The 22076-nt window shown below is 60.7% G+C and carries 20 protein-coding genes; 10 read left to right on the forward strand and 10 right to left on the reverse strand.

Features of this window, described 5'->3' with window-relative positions:
• The first annotated feature begins 47 nt into the window (after positions 1-47).
• Entirely contained in the window at positions 48-1781 is a 1734-nt protein-coding gene (locus tag NMD14_00565) for a methyl-accepting chemotaxis protein (GenBank protein ID XEI33025.1), read from the forward strand.
• A gap of 67 nt (positions 1782-1848) precedes the next feature.
• On the opposite strand, the gene trmA is transcribed toward NMD14_00565, so the two are convergent.
• Positions 1849-2982, reverse strand: a complete 1134-nt coding sequence (trmA, locus tag NMD14_00570) for a tRNA (uridine(54)-C5)-methyltransferase TrmA (protein ID XEI33026.1) — start codon at positions 2980-2982, stop codon at positions 1849-1851.
• A gap of 170 nt (positions 2983-3152) precedes the next feature.
• On the opposite strand from trmA, the gene NMD14_00575 reads away from it, so the two are divergent.
• Both NMD14_00575 and NMD14_00580 read left to right on the forward strand, forming a co-directional pair.
• Positions 3153-4295, forward strand: a complete 1143-nt coding sequence (locus tag NMD14_00575) for a DUF5610 domain-containing protein (GenBank protein ID XEI33027.1) — start codon at positions 3153-3155, stop codon at positions 4293-4295.
• A 90-nt stretch (positions 4296-4385) separates the two neighbouring features.
• The gene (locus tag NMD14_00580) at positions 4386-4919 is read left to right on the forward strand and encodes an ATP--cob(I)alamin adenosyltransferase (protein ID XEI33028.1); all 534 of its coding nucleotides are present in this window, start codon (positions 4386-4388) and stop codon (positions 4917-4919) included.
• Between the two features lie 99 nt (positions 4920-5018).
• Here NMD14_00580 and malZ read toward each other — a convergent pair whose 3' ends face one another.
• From malZ to NMD14_00625, 9 genes are all read right to left on the reverse strand, one after another.
• Entirely contained in the window at positions 5019-6848 is a 1830-nt protein-coding gene (gene malZ, locus NMD14_00585; protein ID XEI33029.1) for a maltodextrin glucosidase, read from the reverse strand.
• A gap of 5 nt (positions 6849-6853) precedes the next feature.
• Positions 6854-7702, reverse strand: a complete 849-nt coding sequence (locus tag NMD14_00590) for an HDOD domain-containing protein (GenBank protein ID XEI33030.1) — start codon at positions 7700-7702, stop codon at positions 6854-6856.
• A 70-nt stretch (positions 7703-7772) separates the two neighbouring features.
• Positions 7773-8189: an META domain-containing protein gene (locus NMD14_00595; protein ID XEI33031.1), complete on the reverse strand. Its 417-nt coding sequence runs from the start codon at positions 8187-8189 to the stop codon at positions 7773-7775.
• 146 nt (positions 8190-8335) lie between these two features.
• On the reverse strand, positions 8336-9703 hold the full coding sequence (gene yegD, locus NMD14_00600; protein ID XEI33032.1) for a molecular chaperone: 1368 nt from the start codon (positions 9701-9703) through the stop codon (positions 8336-8338).
• 92 nt (positions 9704-9795) lie between these two features.
• On the reverse strand, positions 9796-10785 hold the full coding sequence (locus NMD14_00605) for a 2-hydroxyacid dehydrogenase (GenBank protein ID XEI33033.1): 990 nt from the start codon (positions 10783-10785) through the stop codon (positions 9796-9798).
• Positions 10786-10859: 74 nt separating this feature from the next.
• Positions 10860-11354 carry a CreA family protein gene (locus tag NMD14_00610; protein ID XEI33034.1) on the reverse strand — a complete coding sequence of 165 codons (495 nt, stop codon included), beginning with the start codon at positions 11352-11354 and terminating at the stop codon, positions 10860-10862.
• A gap of 22 nt (positions 11355-11376) precedes the next feature.
• Entirely contained in the window at positions 11377-11823 is a 447-nt protein-coding gene (locus NMD14_00615) for a DUF962 domain-containing protein (GenBank protein ID XEI33035.1), read from the reverse strand.
• A 62-nt stretch (positions 11824-11885) separates the two neighbouring features.
• The gene (locus NMD14_00620) at positions 11886-12743 is read right to left on the reverse strand and encodes a hypothetical protein (GenBank protein XEI33036.1); all 858 of its coding nucleotides are present in this window, start codon (positions 12741-12743) and stop codon (positions 11886-11888) included.
• A gap of 147 nt (positions 12744-12890) precedes the next feature.
• Positions 12891-13277, reverse strand: a complete 387-nt coding sequence (locus NMD14_00625; protein ID XEI33037.1) for a TraR/DksA C4-type zinc finger protein — start codon at positions 13275-13277, stop codon at positions 12891-12893.
• Positions 13278-13744: 467 nt separating this feature from the next.
• Between NMD14_00625 and NMD14_00630 the strand changes: the two genes are divergently transcribed.
• The 7 genes from NMD14_00630 to NMD14_00660 all read left to right on the forward strand — a co-directional run bounded on the left by NMD14_00630 (position 13745) and on the right by NMD14_00660 (position 22038).
• Positions 13745-15076 (forward strand): glutamine synthetase family protein, encoded by a 1332-nt coding sequence (locus NMD14_00630; protein ID XEI33038.1) that lies wholly within the window; start codon positions 13745-13747, stop codon positions 15074-15076.
• Between the two features lie 275 nt (positions 15077-15351).
• Positions 15352-16713 (forward strand): aspartate aminotransferase family protein, encoded by a 1362-nt coding sequence (locus tag NMD14_00635; GenBank protein ID XEI33039.1) that lies wholly within the window; start codon positions 15352-15354, stop codon positions 16711-16713.
• A 98-nt stretch (positions 16714-16811) separates the two neighbouring features.
• Positions 16812-17864, forward strand: coding sequence for an extracellular solute-binding protein (locus NMD14_00640; GenBank protein ID XEI34683.1), 1053 nt, complete (start codon positions 16812-16814; stop codon positions 17862-17864).
• A 153-nt stretch (positions 17865-18017) separates the two neighbouring features.
• Positions 18018-19067 (forward strand): polyamine ABC transporter substrate-binding protein, encoded by a 1050-nt coding sequence (locus NMD14_00645; GenBank protein XEI34684.1) that lies wholly within the window; start codon positions 18018-18020, stop codon positions 19065-19067.
• 75 nt (positions 19068-19142) lie between these two features.
• Positions 19143-20297, forward strand: a complete 1155-nt coding sequence (gene potA / locus NMD14_00650) for a polyamine ABC transporter ATP-binding protein (protein XEI33040.1) — start codon at positions 19143-19145, stop codon at positions 20295-20297.
• Positions 20294-21199 (forward strand): ABC transporter permease subunit, encoded by a 906-nt coding sequence (locus NMD14_00655; protein ID XEI33041.1) that lies wholly within the window; start codon positions 20294-20296, stop codon positions 21197-21199. Before potA ends, NMD14_00655 begins: the two co-directional genes overlap by 4 nt.
• Positions 21196-22038, forward strand: coding sequence for an ABC transporter permease subunit (locus NMD14_00660; GenBank protein ID XEI33042.1), 843 nt, complete (start codon positions 21196-21198; stop codon positions 22036-22038). The genes NMD14_00655 and NMD14_00660 overlap by 4 nt, the downstream gene beginning before the upstream one ends.
• Positions 22039-22076 lie beyond the last annotated feature (38 nt).

Here is a 22076-nt window from a genome sequence, read left to right on the forward strand (position 1 = left end):
TGGCAGGGAGGGTTGGCGTTGCCAGCCCTCCCTTCTGGAGGGAACCCATGCCATTCAAGGTCAAGATTTACCTCTTGCTGCTGTTGGCCATTCTGGTCACCATCGGCACCACCGGGCTTAGCGTCAACCACTTTATCAGTGGCTACATTCGCACTCAGGCCACCCACAACATCAACGAGCAGATCACCCAGGTTAAAGAGAAGCTGGCCAGCGACATCAATCAGAAAATCCTGCTGGCCGCCAACCTCAATTTCGGGGTGACCAACGTCAAGAAGACCCTGCAAGAGACCGGTTTTCACAACATCGTCAAGGTGATTGGCGACATGGCATTCGACGTGGGCGGGGTTATCAACGACAGCGCCAAGGTCGATGCCTTGCGCAAGCTGATCCCCGCCGCCAACAACCAGATCACCGTCAGCTCGCTGCAACAGGTGGATGGTAAGCCGGTCATTACCATCTTGGTGCCGCGCGGCGCCGATTCCGCCTATCTCTATTACCTCGACATGAGCGAGTTCAAAAGCCTGCTGGAGAAGATGAGTGGCGAGGGTCGCTACTTCTCGCTGGCCGACAGTCAGGGCAACAGCCTCTATGACAGCAAGCCGCAGGGGGAGAGCGAAGCGCGCCCCAACCAGCTGGATATTCGCGGCAGCAGCTGGACGCTGACCGGCTACGTCGATCTTGACTACATCCGAGCCATGACCCGGGCCCTCAACGGCCAGATCATCATGGCGCTGTGCGGCGTGGCGATCGTGGTGATGGTGCTGGCGATGCTGGCGCTCAACGTGGCCTATCGCCCCATCCTCTCGCTGCGGGATCTGGTGCTGGAGCTCTCTCGCGGCAGCGGCGATCTCACCCGCCGGTTGGCGGTGACCAGCAAGGATGACCTTGGCCAGATCTCGGCTGGCATCAACCGCTTTATCGAGCGGTTGCAGGAGATGATGGGAGAGGTGCGGCAGGCAAGCGGCCAGCTCAACAGCGGCATTGAGGGGCTGGCCAGTCAGACTGGCGCCGCTCAGTCCCTGCTGGCGGATCACGTGCGTGAGACCGAGCAGGTGGTGACCGCCATCGACGAGATGAGCCGCACCGCGGTCTCCGTCTCCGAGAGTGCGGCCAGCACCGCCCAACTGACCGGTCAGAGCCAGCAACTGGCGAACCAGTCCCGTCAGGTAGTGGATCAGGCGATGGCCAGCGTGATGGCGCTGGTGGACGAAGTGGAAGCCACTGCTCGTTCCATCGAGGCCATGCAGCAGGATGTGCAGCAGATTGGCTCCGTGCTGGGGGTGATCGGCAGCATTGCCGAACAGACCAACCTGCTGGCGCTCAACGCCGCCATCGAGGCGGCCCGTGCCGGGGAGCAGGGGCGCGGTTTTGCAGTGGTGGCAGATGAAGTGCGCTCCCTCGCGGCCCGTACCCAAAAGAGCACCGCAGAGATCCAGACCATGCTGGCCAGCCTGCAACGGGGCACCCAGACGGTGGTGGATGCCATGGGCAACACCAAGCAGCGCTGCCAGGGAGCGGCCGAGAACACCACCAAGGTTAACGAGTCGCTGGATCTGATGGCGGGCGAAGTGGTGGAGATCAACGATCTCATCAGCCATATCGCCACGGCGGCGGAGCAGCAGAGCGCGGTGGCCGAAGAGATCAACCGCAACATGAGCGCCATCGCCGAGGTGATCCGTCAGCTGACCCACAATGGCGAAGCGACGGTGGCCAGTTCTGCCGCGATGCAGCAGACCTACGATCGGCTGCGAGAGATCGTGGGCCACTTCCGGCTGGAGTGAGGCCGATGTTCAGCCAATAACAAAACAGGGCCATCCGGCCCTGTTGTTGTTTTTCCGTCTGCCTGAATCAACCGGCCTTGCGGCGCAGATAGACTCCGGCCTCCATGTGATGGGTCCAGGGGAACTGGTCGAACAGGGCAAAGCGGGCGATCTCGTGGGTTTCACCCAATACCGCCATGTTGGCCTGCAGGGTCTCTGGGTTGCAGGAGATGTAGAGGATGTTGTCGTACTCCTGCACCAGCTTGACTGTGGCATCGTCGAGACCGGCGCGGGGCGGGTCGACGAAGATGGTGTTGCACTGGTAGCTCTTGAGATCGACCCCCTTGAGGCGGTTGAACTCCCGCTCGCCACGCATCGCCATGGTGAACTCCTCGGCCGACATGCGCAGGATGATCAGGTTGTCGACGCCGTTGGCGGCGATGTTGAACTGAGCGGAGTCGACGCTCGGCTTGGCGATTTCGGTGGCCAGCACCTTGCGGAAGTTCTGCGCCAGCGCGATGGAGAAGTTGCCGTTGCCGCAATAGAGCTCCAGCAGGTCCCCTTCGCTCCCCTTGGTCACATCGAGCGCCCAACCCAGCATCTGCTCGTTGATGGCGGCATTGGGCTGGGTGAAGCTGTTCTCCACCTGTTTGTAGGTGAGCTGGCGACCCGCCACGTTGAGCTGCTCGATGACGAAGTCATCCCCCAGACAGATCTTCTGCTTGTGGGCGCGCCCAATCAGCTGCAGCGCGAACCCTTTGGCGCGCAGATCGGCCTGCAGCGCCTCGGCGGCCTGTTGCCACTCGGCCTCCAGCTTGCGGTGATAGAGCAGGCTGACAATGAGCTGGCCGGACTGGGTGGAGAGGTAGTCAATCTGGAACAGCTTGCGACGCAGCACCTGATGGGGACGCAGCCCCTCCAGCAGCAGCGGCATCAGCTGGTTGATGAGGCGGCTGGCAGTGGGGAAATGGTCGACCCGGATAATCTCTTTGGTCGCCGGGGCATACATGCAGTGGAAGAGGTCGTCCCCCTCGTGCCAGATGCGAAATTCGGCGCGCATCCGGTAGTACTCCGCCGGTGAGCTGTGCACTTCCAGCGCCGGGAGGGTGAAGCCGGCAAACAGCTCGGTGAGGCGAGCGCTCTTGTCGTCGAGTTGGGCCTGATAATCGGCCGCGGTTCTAGGCCCCGGAGCGTTCGCGGAAGGCTGTTGGGATTGGGTCATAAATACCTCACATGCACACCGGCCGGGCCGGGTCGAAATCGGGGGAAGGCAACAGGCCACCCAAAGGGGCCCGATTTTAAAAGCCAGCCGCAGATTGTCCAGTATTTTGTGGTCAAGAAGTGTTCAGTCAGGCCGATAGCTGATCTACAGGCATGGTGGGAGGACACATTATGCAGATCGACGGCGTGGGCGTGGCCCAACCCAAGGGAGTGGGTGTTTCTCCCAAATCGCCGCAACAGGCGGAGTCGAAACAGGTCAAGGGCGAGGAGGCGGTCTCCTTGCACAAGCCCCCGAAGTGGGCACAGGTGCTGATCCAGCAGGCATTGCAGTTCTCGCTGGAGATCAACGGCCAGGGCTATCAGGCTCCGAAGGTGAAGGAGCCCGAGGAGATTACGCCTGAGACCCTGTTCGACTTCCAGTCGGTGGCGGACAACGTGCTGCAGTTCGTGACCGGGCGGCTTGGTGCCGCGCGGGCCGATGGCAAATCCGATGACGATCTGACCGGGATGATGGAGCAGGCCCGCAAGGGGATCGACAAGGGTTTTGGCGAGGCGAAGAAGCAGCTCGGCAAGTGGGCGACCGATAACGAGGATATCAAGACCGGTATCGATCAGAGCTACAAGCTGATCCAGAAGGGGCTCGAGGAGTTCGAGAAGGAGTTCTTCGGCAAGGTCTCCCCGACCGACATGGGACAGGCCGAGATGGCCAGTCGCCAGCAGGGTTATCTGGAGATCCAGACCAAGGATGGCGACAAGGTGGTGCTGCGCTTCAACGATAGCTGGCAGACCAAGTCCCAGAGCGGCGAGAGCGGCAGCCAGTTCAGCCTCAAGTCGAGCCAGAGCTTCAGTTTCTCGCTGGAGGGGGATCTCAACAGCGACGAGATGGAGTCCATCGGCAAGCTGGTCAAGGGGATCGACGAGCTGGCGGGGAACTTCTTCTCCGGCAACTTCGAGGATCTGCTGGACAAGGCGAGCGAATTGAAACTGGATGACAGCCAGCTGGCTTCCTACTCCCTCAAGCTCAAGCAGAGCGTCAAGCTGAGCCAGACCTATCAGGGGGCGCACTCCCTGCAGGATCTGATCAAGCCGTTTGCAGACTATCTGCCCAAGCTGGATCAGGTGCAGAAACAGGCGGATAGCCTGCTGCCGCCATCCCAGCAACAGGCACTGACCCCGGCCGTGTTGGCCGCAAGAGGGGAAGAGGACCCGCTGCAGGTCGATCGCTTCACCAGCTTCAACCAGCGGATGCTGGAGGCGCTGCGGATGATCAGCCAGTTCCAGCCGTCTACCGAACCTGCCGGCAAGAGCGTCTGAGCCGCCAGCGCGTAACCCAAGCCATAACCTGCCGTTTGCCAGCCCTTCCCGGGGCTGGCAAACTGGCCTTTTCTCCCATCCGGTTGCTCCATGAACCCCAAGAAGCCAAGAGACAAGCGCGAGCTCTGCTACCCCTTTATCTTCGAAACCTCGCTCAAATGTGATTTTGAAATCGCCACCGACGAGCTCTGCTGTCAGGTCGGGGCCGTGCTGTCACACCTTGCACCGGATGCCGATACCGAGCCCATGCTGGCGGATCTCGCGGCGTTGCAGCGGCTTATCTACAACCTCAACGGCTCGGTGCGCGGCAAGTTGGGGATTTTCGATGCAGATCTTGAGTGGCTCAAGGCCCGTTATGACCACTACAACGAGGCGAGCCGCGGCAGCGTCACCGGTTTTGTGCTGCCGCAGGGGCCGCAGCCTATTCCCACCCTCCATCTGTGCCGCTGTGGCAGCAAGAAGGTGGTGCGGCTGCTGGTCCGGCTGGAAGAGAGCAGGGTGGCCTTCGATCCCATTCTCTATCGCTTCGCCAACCTGCTGGCAAACTTCTTCTTCGTGCTGACCGTCTACCTCAAGCAGCGCTGGCAGGTGCCGGAAGTGCCCTACGTCAGCATCAACTACTGATGGCGGCAGACAAAGAGCCAAACGCCATGGTGGATTGAACGGAATAAAAAACCGGAGCCTTGGGCTCCGGTTTTGTTTTTCAGCGCGTCAGTCGCCCACTTAGCTGGAGATCAGCACCCTCGCCGAGTTGGCGGGGATGGTGAGCTGCACCTCGCCCTGTACCACTTCGAACTTCTCGCCGTTGAAGGCGTCGGTGAAGCGGCTGGCCGGGCTGGCGGTCTGCCACAGGGGCAGGCTGATGGTGCGCGGCTCGCTCGGATGACGGTTGCAGGCCACCACCACCTGATCGCTTTGCAGGGTGCGGGCGAACACATAGCTGTGGGGCCCGGCGTAGAGGGTCTGGATATCGCCACGGCGCAGGGAGGGGCGCTGGCGGCGGATCTGGATCAGCCGACGGTAGTGGTCGTGCAGCACGTGATCCCAGTCTGTGGTATCCCACGGGAAGCAGCGGCGGCAGTCCGGGTCGTTGCCGCCGGAGAGCCCCACTTCATCGCCGTAGTAGATGGACGGCACGCCGATATAGGTGAGCAGCAGGGTGGCGGCCAGCTGCATCCGCTGCTTGTCTTCACCCAGCAGGTGGAGGAAGCGGGCTGTGTCGTGGCTGTCCAGCAGGTTGAACTGGGCCAGCTGGTTCTTGAACGGGATGTGGGCCCGCGCCAGCTTGAGCCAGCGATCCAGCTCTTCGGCGCTGATCTTGATGGGGTGGTAGGCGATATCCTGCCCCGCCAGGAAGGCGCGGATCGGGTGGGCGAAGCCGTAGTAGTTCATGGCGCCGTCCTCCTGATCCCCCTGCAGCCACTGGCTCGCCTCGAAGAAGTGTTCGCCGAGCACGTAGGCGTCAGGGTTCTCCTGCTTCACTGCCCCGCGAATGGCGCGCACATGGCTGCGGTTGCCCTCGGCGGTGCCGCGCTCACCCAGCATGTGGATGACGTCAAAGCGCCAGCCATCGATCTGGTAGGGGGCGCGCATCCAGTAACGGAGGATGGCGTCGTCGGCCCGATAGACGGCGTCCTGCACCTTCTCGCAGGAGAAGTCGAGCTTGGGCAGGCTACGAATGCCCTTCCAACTGACGTAATCCCCTTCGTTGTCAAAGGTGTAGAAGCTGCGCCACGGCGAATCCGGGTTGCTCTGGGCGCCGAGCGGTGGGCAGAACCAGGGGTGCTGGGTCGAGGTGTGATTGACCACTGCATCCAGAATGATCTTCATGCCGCGCTGGTGCAGGTTGCGGGTCAGCTCGGCGAACTGCTCGTTGCTGCCGAGGTGGGCATCCACCTTGAAGTAGTCCTGGGTGTCGTACTTGTGGTTGCTCGGCGAATCGAAGATGGGGTTGAGGTAGAGCGCGGTTACCCCGAGGGATTGCAGGTAGTGCAGCTTGGCATCGATGCCCGCCAGATCGCCGCCATAGAATTCGCAGGCGCCATGCCCCTCTTCGTGACGACTGACCGGCTCGCCCCACGCCTTGCTGATGACCGCCTTGCCGCGGTACTCGTACTCGTGATGCTTGACGCTCAGCGACGGGTCGCCGTTGCAGAAACGGTCGGGGAAGATCTGGTAGAACACCTGATCCTGCACCCAGGCCGGTGGCTGGTGCAGGCTGTTGAAGCGAAAATGCTGCTCGCGCGGCGGCATGGTGGAACTGACGCCAGCGCCGTGCAGCCACCACTGCTCCTCGTCGGTCAGGCACTTGAAGCAGTAGAGGTGGATATCCTGCCCCTTGCCAAGCGGCAGGTTCACCTGCCATACCTGCAGTCGGTCGCGGGTCGAGATCGCCGTCATCGGGATCAGGTACTCCTCGTTGTCCGGCTCGTGGCGCAGCCACACCTCGCGGATGGGGGCATCCAGCTCGCTGAAAAGGGTCAGTTGCAGGGCATCGGCGCTCTCTTTGAACCAGGGCGCCACCTGGGGATGAAACAGAAACGGATGGGTCATGATGCTTATTGAGTCAGAAGATCGGCGAGGGCATTACCCTGTTCATGCAGTGTTTCGAGCTGGCCGGCCAGCGACTTGGGATCCAGTCCCAACTGGTCGGCGAGCGGTTTGGGGAAGCGGGCTATGATGGCCTGGGCAGGCACCCCGGCGTTCCAGGCGAAGGAGATGAAGACTGCCAGACGGATCAGTACCGCCTCCTTGCTGACCGGATCGTGGGAGAGGGGATCCAGCTGCTGGGAGATGGCGTCGACAAAGCTCTCCGACAGGTTCCAGCGCCGCGCCAGCTCGGCACCGAGCTGGGCATAGTCATAGCCCAGCATCTCGCGCTGGGCCTCGACCCGGCTGCTCCCCTTCTGGATCGCCAGATTGATGAGCTCCGCCTCTTCCGGCAAGGTGCTCTGGATGAGCAGTTCACCGATGTTGTGGATCAGGGCACAGGTAAAGGCGCTCTCGGGATCCAGCACCTTGGCCTCCTTGGCCAGCGTCCGGGCTATGGTGGCGACCTGGAAGGTCTCGGTCCAGAACTTGTTCTTGTCGAAGCTGGGAGGGGCCTTGAAGCTGCCGATGATGCCGGAGGCGACCACGATGGAGCGCAACCGGTTGAAGCCGAGGCGGATCACCGCCTGATCGATGGAGGTCACTTCGTTGCCACGACGCAGGGCGGCCGAGTTGGCCATCCGCAGCACCTTGACGCTGATCACCTGATCCATGGCGATCTTGGCCGCAATCTCGTCGATGCGGGCATTCTCGTCGTTGAAGCTCTGCATCAACTCGTGCAGCAGCTTGGGAATGGTGGGGAGTTGTTTGATCTTGTCAAACAGACGTTCCATCGACATGGCTGAGGCAGCCTCCATTGCGAACACTGCCTCATATTGTGCCACAGCCGGGCAACATGTTCCTGTTTGTAATGCCGTTTTGTGAGCCCTAGAGCACCCAGTCGCGCAGGGTGTATTCCAAACGGTGCTGTTTGCCCTGCAGTACCAGGTCTTGGCTGGAGCCGCTCAGGGTCGCCCCCTCGGTCAGGGTGGTCAACACGGCCTGCTCTATGGCGTCGAGGGGGGGCATGCAGGCCATCTCGGTGCTGCCCAGGCTGGTGACCCAGAACCTGTCCCCTTTCATATGGCCCTGACCGAAGTAGCGGTTGCAGCCGGCGATGCCGTTGACGGTGAAGTGCTCGCCGATCTCGAAGTCGGGCGGATTGTCGCGCAAGGCAGCGACCGGTTCGCCATCCAGCTTGCTCAATACCCAGTGGTGATGTTGCAGATCCTGCCGGACAAAGGTGGCTGAACTGCAGCCGGCGAGCAGGAAGAGGGGGATGAGCAGGAGTGACAATCTGGACATGGCGGGGCTCCGGTTGATGGGAGCCGCAAGCATAGCCTGTTTGCTTGCCCCGTAGCAGGGCGGAAGCTGGGGCGACCGACCGCTTCTGTCGCCCCTTTGCCGCCAGAGTGTCGTTAAATGGCAACACTCTGGCGATTTAGCCCCATTCAGGGCTTGGTTGCGAAGATCCGCTCGGCATAACGGGCCAGACCCGCAGCCACCGAGCCGAAGTCATCGCCCCCCTCGAGCGGGATAGCCGGCAGCTTCTGGCGGATATAGCTGGCGATCAGCGGCGAGCGGGCGCTACCGCCGGTGACGAAGATGCGGTCGGGTTGCACGCCGGCGGCGGCGATCGCCTCATCCATCAGCTCGCCAATCTTCTCCAGCAGCAGGGCCGAGGCGCCGGCCAGCTGCTCGCGGGTCAGCTCTGCCTCCAGCCCTTTTTCCAGCTCGCTCAGGGCGTGGCGGCTGCTCTCCTGCTCCGAGAGGGCGATCTTGCCCTGCTCGGCGCGCCAGACCAACTGATGGCTCAGCTTGTGGGCCCGCAGGTTGGCAAGGCGGCCCAGCTTGCTGCCGGGCTGGCTGTCGAGCTGCAGATCCTGCAGCTGGCGGGCAGTATCGAGACTGTAGAAACGGCTCTGGGCGCTGACGTCGTTGATGGCGGCTGCATCCCAGAACAGCGGGTGGGGCAGCGGCTTGCCGGTTTTGAGCACCTCGTGCATGCCGAGCAGCGGCATCATCCCCTCCACCGTCAGGCGGATGTCGAAGTCGTTGCCGCCGATGCGCTGACCGCTGTGGCCGAGCAGATCATCGGTGCGATCGAGCCGGTCGCGGTAGCTCGGGCCCATCCGCAGCATGGAGCAGTCGGTGGTACCGCCACCGATATCCACCACCAGCACCACGGCGTCTTCGGTGAGGCGGGCCTCGAATTCAAAACCGGCCGCCACCGGTTCGTAGAGAAACTCCACCTGCTCGAAGCCGGCGATGCGGGCCGCCTCGCTCAGGATGGCGATGGCCTGACGGTTGCTCTCTTCGCCAGCCAAGCCCTGAAAGTTGACCGGACGGCCGATCACCGCCTGGCGGATCGGGGTACCGAGCTGCTGCTCCGCCTGCTGGCGGACGTGGAGCATCATGGCGCAGACGATGTCTTCGAACAGGGCGATCTGGGGGGCCTTGAGACCATAGGCACCGAGGAAGGATTTCGGCGACTTGATGTAGTAGCCATCGTCCGGCTCTTCCAGATAGCGCTCCAGTGCAGCGCCGCCGAAGCTCAGCTCGTCGATCAGCCCCTCTTCGCGCATCTGGCGGCGAACCGCCTGGGCACGGGTGACCACGGGGCCACGCAGCTTGAGATAGGCTGCCTGCTGGCTGTCGGCCAGCCCTTCTGCCAACAGACCGGCGATAGCATCCCGGTGGGGAGCGTGCAGGGTGGAGGGAAGATAGTGGGCACCGCTCAGCTTCAGCAGCCGTGGGCTGCCCTGTTCCATCACGGCGACGGCACAGTTGGAGGTACCGTAATCAAATCCGATAAACATGGGCAGTCAGCTCCTTGGAAAAAAAGGGGGGCTAGCCTACCCGATGGCGCCGAGTCTCACAACCCGGCGCGTGACGAAGAGAGGGCGAGCCCTTATTCCACTTCGTTGTTGCAGCGGCCCTGGCTCTCGATGGCGCGGATATTGCAGAGGGTGGTGTCGGCGATGGCGTGCAGCGCCTCGCGGGTCAGGAAGGCCTGATGGCCGGTAAACAGCACGTTGTGGCAGGCAGACAGACGGCGGAACACGTCATCAGTGATCACCTCGTTGGACTTGTCGGAGAAGAAGAGATCCTCTTCCTCTTCGTAGACATCCAGCCCCAGCGCACCGATACGGGAGGTCTTGAGTGCCTCGATGGCGGCGTTGGCGTCGAGCAGGCCGCCCCGGCTGGTGTTGATGATCATCACCCCGTCCTTCATCTTGGCGAACGCCTCCTTGTTCAGCAGGTGGTAGTTCTCCTTGAACAGCGGGCAGTGCAGGCTGATGACGTCGGACTGGCGAAACAGGGTATCGAGATCCACGTACTCGGCACCGAGATCGATGGCCGCCTGGTTCGGATAGGGATCGCTCACCAGCAGGCGCATGCCAAAGCCCTTGAGGATGCGCAGGGTGGCGATGCCGATCTTGCCGGTGCCGATGATGCCGGCGGTGCGACCGTGCATGTTGAAACCGACCAGCCCCTCCAACGAGAAGTTGGCGTCGCGGGTGCGCTGATAGGCTTTGTGGATGCGACGGTTGAGGGTCATCATCAGGCCTACCGCGTGTTCGGCGACCGCTTCCGGGGAGTAGGCGGGCACCCGCACCACCTTCAGCCCCAGCTCCTTGGCGGCGGCCAGGTCCACGTTGTTGTAGCCGGCGCAGCGCAGGGCGATCACCTTGGTGCCGTGGGTGGCCAGCTCGGTCAGCACTTCGCGGTCGGCATCGTCATTGACGAACAGGCACACCACCGGGAAGCCGTGAGCCAGCCGGGCCGTTTTGGCCTCCAGCCGCACATCGAAAAACTCCAGGTCGAAGCCGTACTGGCTGTTGGCCTGGTTGAAATGCTCTTTGTCATAGCTCTTGGTACTGAATACGGCGACTCTCATGGTATGTGCTCCGCAGCGTGTGTGTCGTCAAATTACAACAAAATGGGTCAGCTATCACCGGGCAAACCGGCTGGTTATTGTCCCCACGGCATGATGGGAACGGCGCTGACGGCACTCTTGTACGAACCATCCACCAGTTTGGTGCTGTAGGTCAGGTAAACCAGTGCATTGCGTTTCTGGTCGTAAAAACGCACCACTTTCTGCTCCTTGAACACCAGCGAGGTGCTGACGTCGAACACCTCTTCCCCCGCCTTCAACTTCTCGGGCAGGGTGATGGGGCCGATCTGGTGGCACGACAGGGAGGCGTGGGAGGGATCTTCCGCCAGCCCCAGCCCGCCCTTGACGCCGCCGGTCTTGGGGCGCGCCAGATAGCAGGCGACACCGTCGATGCGGGGATCGTCGAACGCCTCGACCAGGATCTTGTGGTTGGGGCCAACCAGCTTGAAGGCGGTGCTCACCTCGCCGACGGTATCGGCCTTGTCGGCCAGCGCCGGGCCGGCAAACAGGGCGCCCAGCAGCAGGGGCAGGGCGCGGCGAAGGGCGTTATGTCGCGTGTGGCGATGTGTCATGGTCTCTCCTGTTGGGCCTCCCTCAGTAGGGAAGGCGCAAACGACGATAGAGGCTGGCAAGCACCCAGGCGGGGCCGATCAGCAGAAATTGCAGGTCAGCGAGGAAGGAGGGACGCTTGCCCTCGATCTTGTGGCCGACAAACTGGGCGATCCAGAGCAGCACGAGCGCCGCCACCGTAGGCCACAGCAGCGGTCCCTGCCACTGGTAACAGATCCACAGTCCCAGTGCGGTCAGTCCCGCCATTCCCGCAAACAGCGAAAACGACAGCTGCAGATAGAACAGCAGCACCGGAATGGCAGCCACTGCTGCCCAGTTGAGGGGGGTGGGCAAGGGCCCGTGTGGTAGACACCAGAGCAGCGCCAACGAGCAGAGATAGATGCCCGGCACCGCCAGCTTGTGGATGGCGATGTTGACCGGGTGACGATGACTCTGGCCGTACTCTTCAAACCACTCTTTGATTCCCTTCATGGCACCTCCTTGGCGCACAGTGTTTACGTTGCCCGACCCTCATGGTCAGGCGCTCGTGATGCTTATCCCTGCGGTGGATACTCCCAATATTGGGCCGGAATGGATTTTAGCAACGGGGTCATGTCCGGATTGGGCAGGGTGATGGTGACCCGCTGATCGAGGTTGGCGCTGGCCAGCGCTTCACGGATCTTGGGGTTGTCACGGAAGAACTTCATGAAGCTGCCATCGGCATAGGCCCGCTCCAGCCCGGTCTGAATTGCCTTGGCCAGCTTAGGGTATTCGGGGCTGACAAAGAAGAACTGGGCGAAGGGGTAGCGGATCAGCAGATGCTGCTCAATGGCGAGATTGGGATACTGCGCCACCAGCTCGCTGCGCTCGGCGAAAATCTCTACCAGGGCGCGCGGGAAGAAGTCGATCTTGTCACCGTCGTTGATGAGGCGAAACAGGCTGCTGTAACGGCCGGAGAAGGTCGGGATACCGGCAGTTTCCAGGATCTTGTTATCGGCCCAACCGACCCCTTGCGCTGCCTTCAGCTGTTTGAGGTCAGCCAGGGTAGTGATCTGATTGAACTTCTCCTGAGCATCCTCGTGGATGAACGACAGCCGCAATCCTTCCAGCCCGCGAAACAGCGGAATGGGGACGGCAATCAGGGAGGATTCGAGTTCGCTGGAGGTGCCCATCCAGAAGACATTGATGGTCTTGCCCTTGCTCAGCTGCTGCCGGAGGGTGAACTGGTTGAGGTCGAGTTCGACAGGCTGGATGCGAAAAGGTTGCCCGGAGCGGGCCAGGGCCAGTTCCAGCAGCTTGTACTGGTACTCCTGGTCAAGATTGTTGACGGGACGGCTGGGGACCTTGATCGTCAGAATCTGTGCTTGTGCCAGCAGTGGCAGGCACAAACACAGCGTGATGAACCATTTCACTCTCTGTTCTCCTGTAGATTACGGAACGTGTCCGGAGTCTAACAGAACTTGTCACCATCTTGTTGCTAGGCGGTGTGCAAGGTTTGAGCGCGGGGCCCTGCCTTGCTGGCGCCAGTTGCACCAAAATGGTGACGGTTCTTCCAAGAGTCAGGCGACGCGGCGGAACACGTGGGTATCGTTAAATTCCTTGGTGCTCTGGCACTCGACGCAGAAACGGGACTCCGGACGGGCATGCAGTCGCTTGAGAGAGATCTCGTCGCCGCAAGATTCGCAGTAACCGAAATCCCCTTCGCTGATGCGCTTCAGCGCGCCGCGCAGTTTGCGCAGGTGCAGCTTGTCGTGCTCGATGCGGTTCAGCTCCAGACGGCGGGCTTCCTCGATACTGGCACGGTCAATTTCATCAGCCATCTCGTTGGTGTCGGTGGCGATGGCCTGGCTGGCCTGGGAGTTCAGGCGCTCTTCGAGCTCGACGATCTGTCGCTCGATCTGCCCCTTGTAAAAGGCCAGTTGGTCTTCAGTCATGAAATCACACATACGATTAACTACCAGTCAGTTTACTAACCCAATTATCCCTGTTTATGGGGGCTGTCTGCCTACAGACCAAGCCCTTGTATCCCGATTTGCACCTGTTTCATGCAAGAGTGTGCAAAGCAGGGCGGGCCTTGTACCAAAAAAAAGCAGCCAAGCAAAGTAAATAGGATAAGGATTGTGCGCCTTTGCAAAAAAATGGCTCCTTTAGCGGCTGATCTGACGGGATCTGATACCTGGTTTTGGTCGGTTGGCACTGGCTTTGCATTGGGATGTGGCGAGGCCACAAGTGTTTAGTATTTGGTGCCGACCTGGTCATTATGTGCGCCGTTATTTATAGTTTTTTAAACACGCCCGCTTGACATTGCCCTTGATGGCGGGCTTTTATGGTGATGTTGATTACAATTTCATAACAAGGGTGTTCCATATATTAGACACCCTTGCCAATGGCAACCGTAAAGTCGGGGTTTAACATGGACAGTATCAAAGGCTGGATGGAGAGCAATCGCATCACGGAAGTGGAGTGTCTGTTCCCGGATTTCACCGGCAACGCCCGGGGCAAGATCATCCCAGCCAACAAGTTTTTGCGCGAAGGGGGCATGCGTCTGCCCGAGGTGATTTTCACCCAGACGGTGACCGGCGAATATCCGGATGACGACAGCATGATCGACCCGCTGGAGCGGGACATGCAGCTCTATCCCGACCCCAACACCATCCGTTTCGTCCCTTGGGCGCTGGAGCCCACCGCTCAGGTTATCCACGACTGCTTTGACATCAACGGCAAGCTGATCGACATTGCGCCGCGCTCCGTGCTGCGTCGCGTCCTGTCATTTTATGAGAAACAGGGCTGGAAGCCGGTGGTCGCCCCCGAGCTGGAATTTTATCTGGTCAAACGCAACGAAGACCCAGACTATCCGTTGGTGCCGCCGGTGGGTCGCAACGGCCGCCCGGAGACTGCCCGTCAGTCGTTCAGTATCGATGCGGTTAACGAGTTCGATCCCATCTTTGAAGATATGTATGACTACTGCGAGGCGCAGGAGCTGGAGGTCGACACCCTGATCCACGAGTCGGGTGCCGCCCAGATGGAGATCAACTTCCTGCACGGGGATGCCATCGATCTGGCGGATCAGGTGTTTCTGTTCAAGCGCACCATGCGTGAGGCGGCCCACAAGCACGGCATCTACGCCACCTTTATGGCCAAGCCGATGAGCGATGAACCGGGCTCCGCCATGCACATCCACCAGAGTCTGGAAGATGTGAACGGCCACAACCTGTTCGGTACCGCGAGCGGCGGCAACAGCGAACAGTTCATGCACTTCATCGCCGGCCTGCAGAAATACACCCCGGCGGTGACCGCCCTGCTGGCCCCCAACGTCAACTCCTACCGCCGCCTCACCTTTGGCGAGAGCGCGCCGCGCAACGTCCAGTGGGGTGTAGAGAACCGCACCTGCGGTCTGCGGGTGCCCTTCTCCGACCCGAGTGCGCGCCGGGTGGAGAACCGCTTCGCCGGTGCCGATGCCAACCCCTATCTGGCGCTGGCCGCCACCCTGGCCTGTGGCTATCTCGGCATGATGGAGAAGCTGGAGCCCATGCAGGAGATGAAGTCGAGCGCCTATGACCTGCCCTACAGCCTGCCCCGCTCGCTGGAGGAGGCACTCAGCCATCTCGAACAGTGCGAGCCCATCAAGGAGATGCTGGGTGAGCGCTTCACCCGTGCCTTCGTGGCGGTCAAACGCAAAGAGTACGAGACCTACTTCGGGGTGATCAGTCGCTGGGAGCGGGAGTTCCTGCTGCTGAACGTCTGATCCCCCTGTAACGGGGAGGCCGGAGTCGGCCTCCCCGGTCCCTGTATCGAAGACACCGGAAACGAGTCAGGTGGCGGTAGCCACCTGTGAGCGGCTGTGGCTGCGAGCATGCCAGCCTGCCTGATGAATTGACAAAATAATCCTGCTAAATCGAAGGCGCAGGGGAGCAACGAATGCAGCAGACACCCGTGACTGGCACTGACTGCGAGTATGCCGGCCTGCCTGATGAATGGACCAAATAATCCTGCTAAATCGAAGGAACCGAGGAGCAACAAATGCAGCAGACAACCCGTGAGTGGCAACAGCTGGATGCCAGCCACCACCTGCACCCCTTTACCGACTTTCAGGCCCTGAACAAGAAGGGCTCGCGCATCATTACCAAAGCCAGCGGCGTCTATCTGGAAGATTCCGATGGTCACCGCATTCTCGATGGCATGGCGGGACTCTGGTGCGTCAATATGGGTTATGGCCGCCAGGAGCTGGTGGATGCCGCGACCAGACAGATGGAGCAGCTTCCCTACTACAACCTCTTTTTCCAGACCGCGCATCCGCCGGTGATCGAGCTGGCCACTCTGCTGGCCGAAGTGACGCCGTCCCATCTCAACCATGTCTTCTTTACCGGCTCCGGCTCCGAGTGCAACGACACCGTGCTGCGGATGGTGCGCCACTACTGGGCCAGCAAGGGGCAGCCGGAGAAGCAGGTGATCATCAGCCGCCACAACGCCTACCACGGCTCCACCGTGGCGGGGGCGAGTCTGGGCGGCATGAAGGGGATGCATCAGCAGGGCAATCTGCCCATTCCCGGCATAGTCCATATTGATCAGCCCTATCACTTCGGTGAAGGGCAGGGGATGAGCGCCCACGAATTCGGGCTGGAGCGGGCTCGCCAGCTGGAGCAGAAGATTCTGGAGCTGGGGGTGGACAAGGTGGCTGCCTTTATCGGCGAGCCGATCCAGGGAGCGGGCGGCGTCATCATTCCGCCCGACAGCTACTGGCCCGAGATCCAGCGCATCTGCGATCAATACGGCATTCTGCTCATCGCCGACGAGGTGATCTGTGGCTTTGGCCGTACCGGCCACTGGTTCGCCAGTGAAGGGTTTGGCATCAAGCCGGACCTGATGTGTCTGGCCAAGGGGATCACCTCCGGTTATCTGCCGCTCGGCGCTGTGATGGTGAGTGACCGGGTTGCCAAGGGGCTGGTGGAAGAGGGGGGCGAGTTCAACCACGGCTTCACCTACTCGGGCCATCCGGTCTCTTGCGCCGTGGCGGTAGCCAATATCCAGCTTATGCAGAAAGAGAGCATAGTTAAGCGAGTGCATGATACTATTGGTCCCTATTTGCAGCGCCGCTGGGCGGAGCTGGCCGATCATCCGCTGGTGGGGGAAACCCGTGGCCGCGGGCTGGTCGCCGCGTTGGAAATCGTTGAGGACAAGCAGACCAACCGGCGTTTCCCGGCTCAGGCAAATGCGGGGATGACTTGCCGGGAGTTCTGCTTTAACAATGGCTTGGTGATGAGGGCGGTAGGCGATACCATGATCATATCGCCCCCCTTGGTCATCACCGAGGAACAGGTTGATGAATTGGTCGATCTGGCCAGGCTCAGTCTGGATCTGACAGCCGAAAAGCTGAAAGGTTGAGGTGGGTCTGGCAGGTTGGCATGCGCATACAATTTGCTTAGGAGACAAGGATGATGTCTTTCAAAACAGGAGTGATCGCTGCCTCTGTGGCGCTGGTCATGGCAAGTGCCGGAGCAATGGCTGAAGAGAAGGTGCTGCACGTCTACAACTGGAGCGACTACATAGCGCCGGATACCCTGGAAAATTTCCAGAAAGAGACGGGCATCAAGGTGGTCTACGACGTATTTGACAGCAACGAGGTGCTGGAAGCCAAGTTGCTGGCGGGCAGTTCGGGCTATGACGTCGTGGTGCCGTCCAACTCCTTTCTGGCCAAGCAGATCCAGGCAGGCGTGTTCCAGAAGCTGGACAAGTCCAAAATCTCCAACTGGAAGAACCTGGACACCGCGTTGCTCAAGGCACTTGAGCCGAGCGATCCGGCTAACCAGTACTCAGCACCGTATCTGTGGGGCACCATCGGCTACGCCTATAACATCGACAAGGTAAAGGCGGTGTTGGGGGCGGATGCGCCGCTGGACTCCTGGGATCTGGTGTTCAAGCCGGAGAACATGGCCAAGTTGAAAGAGTGCGGCGTTTCCTTCCTCGACTCACCAACCGAAATGCTGCCGGCAGCCTTGCTGTATCTGGGTTTTGATCCGAACAGCCAGAAGCCTGATGAGTTGAAGAAGGCGGAGGAGTTGTTCCTTTCCATCCGTCCCTACACGGCCTACTTCCACTCCTCCAAGTACATCTCGGATCTGGCCAACGGCAACCTCTGTGTGGCGGTTGGTTATTCCATGGACCTGCAACAGTCCAAGGCGCGGGCGATCGAGGCCAAGAACGGCATCAAGCTGAACTACGTGATCCCGAAAGAGGGGGCTGGCAGCTTCTTCGACATGCTGGCCATCCCGGCTGATGCCAAGAACGTCGAATCTGCTCATTTGTTCCTGAACTATTTGATGAAGCCTGAGGTGATCGCCAACATCACCAACCAGATTCATGCGCCCAATGGCAATAATGCCTCCACTCAGTTTGTGGACAAGGCCATCAGCTCGGATCCAGGGGTATACCCGCCCGAGGCCACCATGGCGAAAATCTATACCTTCCCGGCGCTGCCGGCCAAAGTACAGCGTGTAATGACTCGCAGCTGGACCAAGATCAAGTCCGGCAAGTAAGTGACGAATGCCCTCCCGGTCCGCAGTTCGGCCGGGAGGGGAGTGATGCCATCTATCCGGATGGGCCGCGCGAATGGATGCGTCGACGGTCAACCATTGAACAGGAGAGCTGACACAGTGAATACAACCAAGTTGATAACCATAGCGCTGACCATGGGATTGGCGAATGTGGTCCAGGCTGCCCCTGTGCTGCACTTCTATAACTGGTCTGACTATATCGGCGAGACCACCCTCAGCGACTTTCAGCGGGCGACCGGGATCAAGACTATCTATGATGTGTTTGACTCTAACGAGACGCTGGAAGGCAAGTTGCTGACGGGGCGGACCGGTTACGATTTGGTGGTGCCCTCCAATAATTTCCTGGCCAAACAGATCAAAGCGGGGGCCTTCCAGAAGCTGGATCACGCCCAGCTGCCCAATCTGGCCAACCTGGATCCCGTGCTGCTCAAGCAGCTCGACAAGGTGGATCCAGGTCATCAGTACGCCGTGCCCTATCTGTGGGGTACCAACGGCATCGGTTACAACATCGACAAGGTCAAGGCCGTGCTGGGAGTCGACAAGATTGACTCCTGGGCCGTGATCTTCGAACCGGAAAATATGCAGAAACTGGCCCGTTGCGGCGTCGCTTTCCTCGACTCGGCCGACGAGATGATCCCGGCTGCGCTCAACTATCTGGGGCTCAACCCCAACAGCCAGGATCCGGCGGATCTCAAACGCGCCGAGGAGCAACTGCTCAAGGTGCGTCCCTACGTGGCCTATTTCCACTCCTCCAAGTACATTGGCGATCTGGCCAACGGCGACATCTGTGTGGCGGCCGGTTTCTCCGGCGACATCCTGCAGGCGGCGGCCCGTGCCGATGAAGCCGGCAAGGGGATCAAGATCGCTTACAGCATACCGAAGGAGGGGGGCAACCTCTGGTTCGACATGATGGCGATCCCGGCCGATGCCACCAATGTGAAAGAGGCGCACGCCCTCATCAACTACGTGCTGCAGCCCGAGGTGATTGCCCAGATCAGCAATTATGTGGGCTACGCGAACCCCAACGCCAAGGCGGGGGAGTTCATGGAGGAGCAGGTGCGCAATAACGAATCTGTCTATCCACCCCAGGCGGTGCTGGAGCGGCTCTATGTGCAGCAGGCACATCCCCGCGCGGTGCAGCGCCTGATCACCCGGAGTTGGACCAAGATCAAGTCCGGAACCTAACCTTGGCGCCCATCCCGGGGCGCCAGACTGTTTTATGGATCGGCCCCGGCCGGTATTACCTTTGGGAGTTTGGTAATGGCGATAGCCTCCAGTGCCTACAAGAAAGCCCTCGAGGGCAGCCAGCAACGCAAAGAAGTGCTGGTGAAGATTGATCGGGTAAGCAAGCAGTTCGATGAAACGCTGGCGGTCGACAACGTGTCCCTCAACATCCACAAGGGCGAGATCTTCGCCCTGCTGGGCGGGTCCGGCTCCGGCAAGTCCACCCTGCTGCGGATGCTGGCGGGGTTCGAGCGCCCCACCGAGGGACGCTTATTCCTCGATGGGGTCGACATCACCGATATGCCGCCCTATGAACGCCCCATCAACATGATGTTCCAGTCCTACGCCCTGTTCCCCCACATGACGGTGGCGCAGAACATCGCCTTCGGTCTCAAGCAGGATGGCCTGCCCAAGGCGGAGGTCGATGCCCGGGTGGAGGAGATGCTCAAGCTGGTGCAGATGACCCAGTATGCGCGCCGCAAGCCCCATCAGCTCTCTGGTGGTCAACGCCAGCGGGTGGCGCTGGCTCGCTCCCTGGCCAAGCGGCCCAAGCTGCTGTTGCTGGATGAGCCCATGGGGGCGCTTGACAAGAAGCTGCGTTCCCAGATGCAGCTCGAGCTGGTCGAGATCATCGAGCGCGTCGGGGTAACCTGCGTCATGGTGACCCACGACCAGGAAGAGGCGATGACCATGGCCGAGCGGATCGCCATCATGCACCTCGGTTGCATCGAACAGATCGGCAGCCCGATGGACATCTACGAAACCCCGGCCAGCCGGCTGGTGTGCGAGTTCATCGGCAACGTCAACCTGTTTGACGGCCTACTGGTGGAGGATGAGCAGGACCACGCCACCATCGCCTGCGCCGATCTGGAGCAGCCCATCTATGTGGGCCACGGCATCAGCTCCCGCGCCGAGAACAAGAAAGTCACCTACGCCCTGCGGCCGGAAAAACTGCTGATGAGCCTGCAAAAGCCGGTGGAGATCGAGCATCCGGACTTCAACTGGACCAAGGGTGAAGTCTATGACATCGCCTATCTGGGCGGTCATTCGGTTTATCACATCCAGTTGCCTTCGGGCAAAATCGTTCAGGCATTCATCGCCAACGCCGAACGCCACGGCAAACGGCCGACCTGGGATGACCAGGTGTTCCTCTACTGGGAAGATGACAGCGGCGTGGTGCTGCAATCATGATGGCATTGAGACGACTGAAGGCGCTGGGGGGGCGGCAGCTGGTGATCGGCATTCCGTTCTTCTGGCTGTTCCTGTTCTTCCTGCTGCCCTTCATCATAGTGGTGAAGATCAGCTTCGCCGAAGCGGACGTAGCGATCCCGCCCTACACCGATGTGGTGAGCTGGGCCGACGATCAGCTCACCATCTTGCTGCACATGGGCAACTATCTGCTGCTTCAGGAAGATGAGCTCTACATCGCGGCCTATCTCGGCTCCCTCAAGATGGCCTTCATCAGCACTGTGCTCTGTCTGCTGATCGGCTATCCGATGGCTTATTCCATCGCCCGGGCCAACAAGGAGACCCAGACCGTTCTGCTGCTGCTGATCATGATGCCGACCTGGACCGCGATCCTGATCCGGGTCTACGCCTGGATGGGCATTCTCAGCAACAACGGCCTGCTCAACAGCCTGTTGATGAGCATTGGCCTCATCAACGAGCCGCTGCAGATCCTCAATACCAACCTGGCGGTCTACATCGGCATCGTTTACTCCTACCTGCCGTTCATGGTGCTGCCGCTCTACGCCAACCTGGTCAAGCACGACCAGAGTCTGCTGGAGGCAGCCTCCGACCTCGGCGCCCGCAACCTGACCCGGTTCTGGCAGATCACGGTGCCGCTCTCCAAGAACGGCATCATCGCTGGCTGCATGCTGGTGTTCATTCCGGTGGTGGGCGAGTTTGTCATTCCGGAGCTGCTGGGCGGCCCCGAGACCCTGATGATCGGCAAGGTGCTGTGGCAGGAGTTCTTCAACAACCGTGACTGGCCGGTGGCGTCCGCCCTGGCAGTGGTGATGCTGGCGGTGCTGATCATCCCGATCATCCTGTTCAACCGTAACCAGGCCAAAGAGCTGGAGGGTAAAGTATGAGGCGCTTTGGTTTTGCCAAGCTGATGCTGTGGCTGGGGCTGCTGTTCATCTACCTGCCGATGATCATCATGGTGATCTACTCCTTCAACGCCTCCAAGCTGGTGACGGTATGGGGCGGCTGGTCGCTGAAGTGGTATTTCGGCCTGCTCGACAACAAGCAGTTGATCGGTTCGGTACTACGTTCGCTGGAGATCGCCTGCTATACCGCCATCGCGGCGGTGGCGCTGGGGACGGTGGCGGCCTTCGTGCTGACCCGGATCCCGCACTTCCGCGGCCGCACCCTGTTCGGCGGCATGGTGACGGCGCCGCTGGTGATGCCCGAGGTGATCACCGGTCTCTCCCTGCTGCTGCTGTTCGTGGCCATGGCCCAGCTGGTGGGCTGGCCCGCCGAGCGCGGCATGGTGACCATCTGGATAGCACACACCACCTTCTGTACCGCCTATGTGGCGATCGTGGTGTCGGCCAGACTGCGGGAACTGGATCTCTCCATCGAGGAGGCGGCCATGGATCTGGGGGCCAAGCCGTGGAAGGTGTTCTTCCTGATCACCATCCCGATGATCGCCCCCTCGCTGGCAGCGGGCGGCATGATGTCGTTTGCCCTGTCGCTGGATGACCTGGTGCTGGCGAGTTTCGTCTCCGGCCCGGGCTCGACCACGCTGCCGATGGAGGTCTTCTCGGCGGTGCGGCTCGGGGTGAAGCCCGAGATCAACGCGGTGGCCAGCCTGATCCTGCTGTCGGTGTCGCTGTTCACCTTCAGCAGCTGGTATCTGATGGCCAAGGCGGAGAAACGTCGCCGCGCCGAGATCGCCATGACTACCCAGATGCAGGCAGTCGCCTGACCTCGTGTTAAGATCCGCATTCTCTCGTCAATCCGGAG

Origin of the sequence: Aeromonas veronii (assembly GCA_041319085.1) — a bacterium.
GTDB lineage: Bacteria > Pseudomonadota > Gammaproteobacteria > Enterobacterales > Aeromonadaceae > Aeromonas > Aeromonas veronii_F.